This is a genomic window from Pseudomonas sp. GW821-FHT01E10 (assembly GCF_059422365.1).
Window position 1 is genome coordinate 1 of the sequence record NZ_JBWKWT010000048.1, and the last position, 711, is coordinate 711.

Annotated in this window: 1 pseudogene; it reads left to right on the forward strand. The window is 58.8% G+C overall.

The annotated features are described in order from the left end of the window. A pseudogene (locus AC07V0_RS29985) lies at nucleotides 1–711 on the forward strand (RHS repeat protein); the annotation flags it as partial.

Below are 711 nucleotides of genomic sequence, written 5' to 3' on the forward strand. Positions count from 1 at the left end.
GCGGTGTTCAGTGCCGGTGAAGGGCTGAGTGTCCGGCGCCACGTTAATGGGCAGCTGTTGATAGAAAGCGACAGCGGACTGTATCGACTGTTCGATACAACACCTGGAAGTTCATCGCTGCTGCGCCTTAGCCAGCTGGGTGATCGTAATGACAACCGGGTTCACCTCGACTATGACGACACCGGACGTCTTGTAAAACTGCGCGACACCTTTGACTTGGTTCAGGTGGAATTGATCTACCTTCAGACACGAGTCAGTCAGGTGGAGCGGGTCTACCCGGACCAGCGCCGTGAAGTGTTGGTGAGTTATGGCTACGATCCGTCAGGCAACCTGACAGAAGTTCGCGATACCGCAGGCCAGGTACAGCGCCGCTTCGTTTACGACAGCGAGCGGCGGATGACTGAGCATCAGTTGCCCACAGGCCTTCGCTGTTTTTATCAGTGGGCTTGCATCGAGGAAAAGGAATGGCGCGTGGTCGGGCACTGGACCGACGAGGGCGACGCTTACCAGTTCGACTATGACCTCGGCGCCGGTGTCACGCGCATCACCGATGGCCTGCAGCGCGTCAGTACGCGCCGGTGGAACACCCAGCACCAGATCACCGAATACACCGACAACCTCGGCCAGACCTGGCAGTTCGAATGGAACGACGAGCGCCAATTGCTCAACGCGACCGACCCGCAGGGCGGGCGCTACGAATACAGCTACGAC